The sequence below is a fragment of the Caulobacter sp. 10L414 genome, assembly GCF_056395525.1.
In genome coordinates, this window is record NZ_JBFTJR010000114.1 from 1 (window position 1) to 6,311 (window position 6,311).

At 67.4% G+C, this 6,311-nt stretch carries 5 protein-coding genes and 1 pseudogene; 5 read left to right on the plus strand and 1 reads right to left on the minus strand.

Annotated elements, in window-relative coordinates:
* The 4 genes and pseudogenes from AC1DCG_RS24770 to AC1DCG_RS24785 all read left to right on the plus strand — a co-directional run.
* A pseudogene (locus tag AC1DCG_RS24770) lies at positions 1-355 on the plus strand (hypothetical protein); the annotation flags it as partial.
* Between the two features lie 159 nt (positions 356-514).
* On the plus strand, positions 515-1,114 hold the full coding sequence (locus AC1DCG_RS24775) for a 50S ribosomal protein L25/general stress protein Ctc (RefSeq protein WP_165261393.1): 600 nt from the start codon (positions 515-517) through the stop codon (positions 1,112-1,114).
* A 208-nt stretch (positions 1,115-1,322) separates the two neighbouring features.
* A complete protein-coding gene (gene pth / locus AC1DCG_RS24780) occupies positions 1,323-1,937 on the plus strand; it encodes an aminoacyl-tRNA hydrolase (RefSeq protein ID WP_477028413.1) in 615 nt (204 codons plus the stop codon).
* 58 nt (positions 1,938-1,995) lie between these two features.
* Positions 1,996-2,304, plus strand: coding sequence for a DUF5076 domain-containing protein (locus tag AC1DCG_RS24785; protein ID WP_477028414.1), 309 nt, complete (start codon positions 1,996-1,998; stop codon positions 2,302-2,304).
* 33 nt (positions 2,305-2,337) lie between these two features.
* Here the strand turns inward: AC1DCG_RS24785 and AC1DCG_RS24790 are convergent, their stop codons facing one another.
* On the minus strand, positions 2,338-5,241 hold the full coding sequence (locus tag AC1DCG_RS24790; protein WP_477028415.1) for a TonB-dependent receptor: 2,904 nt from the start codon (positions 5,239-5,241) through the stop codon (positions 2,338-2,340).
* 283 nt (positions 5,242-5,524) lie between these two features.
* On the opposite strand from AC1DCG_RS24790, the gene AC1DCG_RS24795 reads away from it, so the two are divergent.
* The gene (locus AC1DCG_RS24795; RefSeq protein ID WP_477041738.1) at positions 5,525-6,262 is read left to right on the plus strand and encodes a tetratricopeptide repeat protein; all 738 of its coding nucleotides are present in this window, start codon (positions 5,525-5,527) and stop codon (positions 6,260-6,262) included.
* Positions 6,263-6,311: the final 49 nt, after the last annotated feature.

Below are 6,311 nucleotides of genomic sequence, written 5' to 3' on the forward strand. Positions count from 1 at the left end.
GCCCTACCGCCCGGCCGTCATCCGCAGCCTGGCCGTGGCCGCCCTCGCCGCCCTCGGCGCGGCCGGCGACGAGAACCTGGCCACCATCGACGCGATCATGGCCGAGCCCAGCAGCGCCTCGTGCCTGAACATGGCCAAGCTGAACCTCTACCAGTGCCTGGCCGTCTCCAAGCCGCACTACGAGGACATCTTCTGCCTGGGCCAGCACGCCATGATCGACACCGGCGCCTGCGTCATCAAGGCCTCGGGCGCGCCGATGCCGGTCGAGCCCCTGCCGCCCCCGCCGCCGGAAAAGCCGGCCGCCAAGAAGAAGACGACCGCCAAGCCGGCGGCCGTGAAGAAGAAGAAAGCCTGATCCAGCCTCCCCGGCTGACAGCGAGAGGGCCGCCGGATTGCACCGGCGGCCCTCTTCGTGTATTTGGCGCCCTCCTGAAAACGTCGACCGAGCGGGGCAATCCGGCCTTGTGCGGCGATTTCGCATTTCGAGGGCATGGGCCCTCAAGAGAGAACAGACATGGCCGAGATCATCCTGAAAGTCGAAATCCGCGAGCGCGCCGGCACCGGCGGCGCCCGTGAAACCCGCCGCGCCGGCTTCGTCCCGGGCGTCCTGTACGGCGGCGACAAGGACCCCGTGAACGTCGCGGTGAAGTCCAACGAATTCCGCAAGGCCCTCTACACCGGCAAGCTGCTCGGCCACCTGGTCACGCTGCAGCACGGTGAAGAAAAGCAATCGGTCATCGCCAAGGCCGTGCAATTCCACCCGGTCACCGACGAGCCGGTCCACTTCGACCTGTTCCGCGTCGGCGAGCACCAGCTGATCAAGATCGAAGTGCCGGTGCACTTCAAGAACCACGAAACCTCGCCGGGCCTGAAGAAGGGCGGTTCGCTGGAAGTGATCCGTCACACCGTCGAGCTGGCCTGCCCGGCCGACCAGATCCCCGAAGAGCTGGTCATCGACCTGGCCAAGCACGACCTGGGCGACACCATCCGCATCTCGGAAGTGAAGCTGCCGGAAGGCGTGAAGCCGGCCGTGGACCGCGACTTCGTGATCGCGACCCTGAAGGCCTCGGCCTCGGCCCAGTCGGACGCCGGCGACACCACCGTCGAAGGCTGATCCCGGCTCGGTTTAGCGACCGAACTGACTTAAGAGACGGGCGGGCCTTCGGGTCCGCCCGTTTTCGTTTGGGGTCGTGCGTCCTTCGAGGCCCGCTGCGCGGGCGCCTCAGGATGAGGGCCTTGCATTGATTTCCTCATCCTGAGGTGCGACCCGGCAGGGGAGCCTCGAAGGACGCAGGGCCGATAGACACGGAACTGACCGCGCCATGCTGATCCTCGCCGGCCTCGGCAATCCCGAGCCCAAGTACGAGAAGAACCGCCACAACGTCGGCTTCATGGCCATGGACGCCATCGCGCGGAAGTGGGGCACCGCGCCCTGGCGCGCGCGCTTCCAGGGCCTGGCCTGCGAGGGTCAGGTCGACACCCCGAACGGCCCGGTCAAGCTGCTGCTGCTCAAGCCCAAGACCTATTACAACGAGACCGGCCGCGCCGTGGGCGAGGCCATGAAGTTCTTCAAGCTGAAGCCGACCGACGTCATCGTCTTCCACGACGAGATCGACATGGCTCCGGGGCGCTTTCGGATGAAGGCCGGCGGCGGGGCCGCGGGCAACAACGGCATCCGCTCGGTGACCAGCCAGATCGGCGACACCTTCCGCCGCGCCCGCATCGGCGTGGGGCATCCCGGCGACAAGACCATGGTCATGCACTACGTGCTGGGCGACTTCCACAAGGTCGAGCACCAGTGGCTGGACCCGCTGCTGGACGCGATCACCGACGCCCTGCCCTTCGCCGCCGCCGGCGACGACGAGCGCTACCAGGCCGAGGTGCTGCGCCTGGCTCCCTCGCCCAAGGCCGATCCGAAAAAGCCGCGCGCGGAGTAGATTCCGCTCAACCGAATCCGGCTACCGGCAAACCCGCTTTCGATGCGAAGGAGCCGACATGGCCAAAGAGCTGCAGATTCCGCCGCCCGCCACTCTCGACCCGAACGGAGTCGAGATGGCCCGCCTTTGGATCGCCGATCGCGGCTTTCACTGCACGCTGAACATCGGGATGTACGAGAACGTCCCCGGCCTGAACGAGACCAACGCCTGGGCGGTGATCATCGGCGACCTGACCCAGCACGTCGCCAACGGCCTGTCCCAGCACTACGGCCGGTCCCGGGAAGAGGTGCGCGAGGAGCTTTCGGCCCTGTTGGCCGCACAGCTGGCCAAGGCAACCCCGCCCTCGCGCGGCGGCATGGTCGAGTAGCGGCCTCCCGAGGGAGGCCGCCCCTGCCCGAGCCTAGAACCGGTACTGCAGGCCCAGGTTAAACTGCCGGCCGGTGTGGGTGTAGACGAAGGTGCTGTCGCGGTCGGAGTCGATGTACTGCCGATTGAAGCGATCGAAGATGTTCAGCCCCTCCAGCGACAGCTTCATGCGGTCGTTGATCTGGTAGGAGGCGGCCATGTCGAAGGTCAGGTTGGCGTCGTAGCCCTCGACGTCCTGCAGCGGGTTGTTGGCCGGCAGGGCGACGATCGACTTGTCGCGGTACGAGGCCGAGACGCGGGCGCTGAACTTGGCGTCTTCGTAGTAGAGCGTGGCGTTATAGGCGTTCTTCGACAGGCCAACGAGATCGTTGGTGGTCACCCCGCCGGCGGCCAGGAAGTAGTCGATCTGCGAGTCGACGTAGGTGTAGTTCACCAGCGCGCCGGTATGGCGCAGGAAGCCCGGCAGGAAGGTGAACGACTGCTGGTAGTTGATCTCGATGCCTTTCAGCGGCCCGCCGGGGGTGTTGACCGGGCGGGTGATCGTGAAGTCGGTCTGGTCGGGGTCGAGCATCGAATTGCCCAGCAGGCTGAGCGGCAGGCCGGTCTGGCGGAACTTGGTCTGCGACGACTGGTTCTGCACATAGGTGGCGATGTCCTTGTAGAACACGCCCACGCCCAGCACCGAGCCCTGCGCGAAATACCATTCGGCGCCCAGGTCCACGGTCGTGGCGCGGATCGGATCCAGGTCGGGGTTGCCCGAGGTGATCGATGGCGTGCCGGTCAGGTTCAGGCTGCCGCCCGGCGACAGGAAGGTCAGGTCCGGACGCGCCACCACCTTGGCCGCCGAGAAGCGCACCACCAGGTCGTCGCGCAGGTCGACGGCGAAGTTCAGCGACGGCAGCACGTCGTGATAGCTGTTCTCGGCGGTCACCTGCTCGGGAACCAGGCCGACCTGGTAGCCACGCGACCGCAGGTCGGTCTGGGCGATGCGGAAACCGACGTCGCCGCGCACCGGCAGGCCGCCGATCACGGTGCGAAGGTCGGCCTGCAGATAGGCCGAGGTCACCTTCTCCTCGACGCGGCGGATGCCGCCGACATTGGGCGACAGGGCGTACATGCCGCTGTCGCTGTAGAGGTTCTGACTGTCGACGAACTTGTCGTAGTCGATGGTCGCCCAGCTGGTCGGGAACACGCCGTCCTTGATGCCGCTGCCGCCGAAGCCGCTGATGACCTTGGTCACGGCCTTCAGCTGGTCGCTGGTCAGGGTGGGCACGAGGAAGTTGTTCAGGCGCTGACGGGCCGAGGTGTCGAACGAGAACTCGTGGAAGTGGCCGCCGAACTTGATGGTCAGGTCGTCGTCCACCGCCCAGGCCAGGTTCAGCTCGGCCGTCTTGTAGATGTTGGTGGTGAAGATCTGCGACAGCCGCACCTCGGCGTTGGGCGCGCCGAAGCTGTAGAGGCTGGCGTCGGCGACGTTGAAGTCGTGGGTGATCTTGGGCTGGTCGCGATCGTCGCGGAAATCGATGGTCATGCCGGCGTTGGGCCGCTGGAACATGATCGTCGTCGTCTTGGGCTGGTCGTAGTCCGACTTCGAATAGCCGACGAGGCCCGAGATGGTGATGCTGTCGGTCAGCTCGTGCTTGCCGGTGAAGGTGTACTGCTGGAAGACGTTCTGGAACTCGTCGTGCTGGGTGTCGGAACGCACGTCGACGCCGTCGAAGCGGGCGTAGTCGACGTCATAGACCTTCTGGCCGAAGTTGACGCCGGCCGTATGGCTCGTGCCGGCCTCGCGAAGGATCAGTTCACGGATCGCCGTCTGCGGCTTGCCGTTCTGGCTGATGGCGCGGGCGAAAGAGAAACCCTCCAGCCAGTTCTCCTCGCGCACCACGTCGTAGTTCGAATAGAGGGCGTCGAAGCCGAAGCTGGTGCGATCGCTGGGCTTCCACTGCAAGGCCAGGGTGGCGCCGGTGCGCTCCTGGTCGTGGTGGAAGCGGCCGTAGCGCGGCAGGCGCGGGAAGAACACCGTCGAGCGGTTGCCCAGGTCGTAGAGCGTGTCGCTGGCGGCCGGGCGCGGCACGCCGGTGGCGCAGTTCAGCGCGTCGGTGCCGTTGGCGGCGTTGGTGGCCGGGTTCTGGGGTGTGCGGCCCACGGGCGTACAGAAGCCGCCGTCGACGGTGGCCGGGTTCCAGCCGCCCGAGCCCCACTGGTCCTCGTAGAACTTGCGCTTGCTGAACGCCACAGAGGCCTGGGCCCCGAACTCGCCCCAGGCGGTGTCCCAGCGGTCGCCGACCACGGCGCTGAACTTCTTGTCCACCTTCTCCGACAGGTCGTTGTAGCCCAGCGAGCCGCCGACCACGAGGGTGCGGCCCTTCTGGTCCAGCGGCTTGGCGATGTCGAGATCGACCGTGGCGCCCAGCGAGCCCTCGATCACCTCGGCCTGGGCCGACTTGCGCACCGTGATGCCGCTGAACAGCTCCGAGGCGAAGGTGTTGAAGTCGAAGCCGCGGCCAAGGTTGGCGCCGCGGTCGCTGGTGGTGGCGCCGCTGGTCGACTGGGCTTCCATGCCGTTGATGCGCACGCGGGTGAAGTTCGGCGGCAGGCCCCGGACGGTGATCGTCCGGCCTTCGCCGGCCACGCGGGTGATCGACACGCCCGGCACCCGCTGGATCGACTCGGCGAGGTTGGCGTCGGGGAAGTCGGCGATGTCCTCGGCCTTGATGGCGTCGACCACGCCCGAGGACTGGCGCTTGACGTTCAGCGCGCTCTTCAGGCTCTCGCGGAAGCCGGTGACGATCACCTCCTCCACGGCGTTCTCGGTGGTCTCGCCCGAGGGCGGAGGGGTCGTCTGGGCGCTCGCCGCACCGCCCAGGAGGGCCGCGGACAGCAGGACACCCAACGAGCAGCCCGCCTTCAGGGCGCGAGAGGACGACGACGACATAGGTCCCTCCTGACGGCGGCGCCTCCATGGGCCCGCCCTTATGTTTCCAACCCAAGCGCCGGTTTTCCCGGTCTGCTTATGTGCTTCGCGAGATAATCCCACATAGTGGATTGCACTCTCGCAATATAACGACACTAGTCGGACACATGTCGAACACGCAAGAGGCGACGTTGCGCGGACCTGCGCGAGCGGGCGGCGAAACCTCGCCTTGGAGAGGCCTCGCCGATTGACGCCCCGGCATGGGGGCCACACATAGCCGGGACGTCTTCGGAGACCCTTGTCGATGTTCCCCGTTCTTGGCCTGTCGCTGATCTTCTCGATCGTCATGTGCGTCCACGTCGTGCGCACGGGCCAGGCGATGTACTGGCTGTTCATCATCCTGATGTTCCCGTGGATCGGCGCGCTAATCTATCTGCTGGCCGTGATCGCGCCGGAGTTCATGGGCGGGGCCAAGGCCCAGCAGATGAAGACCGCCGCCCGCCAGGCGCTCGACCCGCACCGTGAGTATCGCGAAGCCAGCCGCGAGGCCGAGGACGCCCCGACCGTCGCCAACCTCTCGCGCCTGGCCGTCGCCGCCAGCGGCCTTGGCAAGCACGAGGAGGCCGAGCGGATCTACGCCCAGGCCCTGCAGGGCCACTATGCCGACGACCCGACCCTGATGCTGGCCCGCGCCAACAGCCTGATCGAGCTTGGCCGCGCCGCCGAGGCCCTGCCGCTGCTCGAGGCCCTGGGCCAGCAGGGCGAAAAGAGCCGCACGCCGCAGACCGCCCTGGCCCTGGGCCGCGCCCAGGCCGCGCTGGGCCGCACCGAGGAGGCCGACGTCTCCCTGCGCTGGGCCGCCGCCMACATGCCCGGTTTCGAGGGCATGGCCCGCTATGCGGTGTTCCTGGGCGAGAGCGGCCGCAAGGCCGAGGCCCGCGAGGCCCTGGCCGAACTCGACAAGCGGCTCTCCAAGACCCACCCCCGCTTCCGCCGCGAAGCGCGCCCGTGGCGCGACATGGCGGCCGCCGCGGCGGGCTGACCCCCTCCGGCCCTTCGGGCCACCTCCCCCAGAGGGGGAGGATCTATTG

Bases quoted from the DNA above. Each gene is read 5' to 3' on its own strand.
- AC1DCG_RS24790 (WP_477028415.1), bottom strand. From the start codon at position 5,241: ATGTCGTCGTCGTCCTCTCGCGCCCTGAAGGCGGGCTGCTCGTTGGGT.
- AC1DCG_RS24785 (WP_477028414.1), top strand. From the start codon at position 1,996: ATGGCCAAAGAGCTGCAGATTCCGCCGCCCGCCACTCTCGACCCGAAC.
- pth (WP_477028413.1), top strand. From the start codon at position 1,323: ATGCTGATCCTCGCCGGCCTCGGCAATCCCGAGCCCAAGTACGAGAAG.
- AC1DCG_RS24775 (WP_165261393.1), top strand. From the start codon at position 515: ATGGCCGAGATCATCCTGAAAGTCGAAATCCGCGAGCGCGCCGGCACC.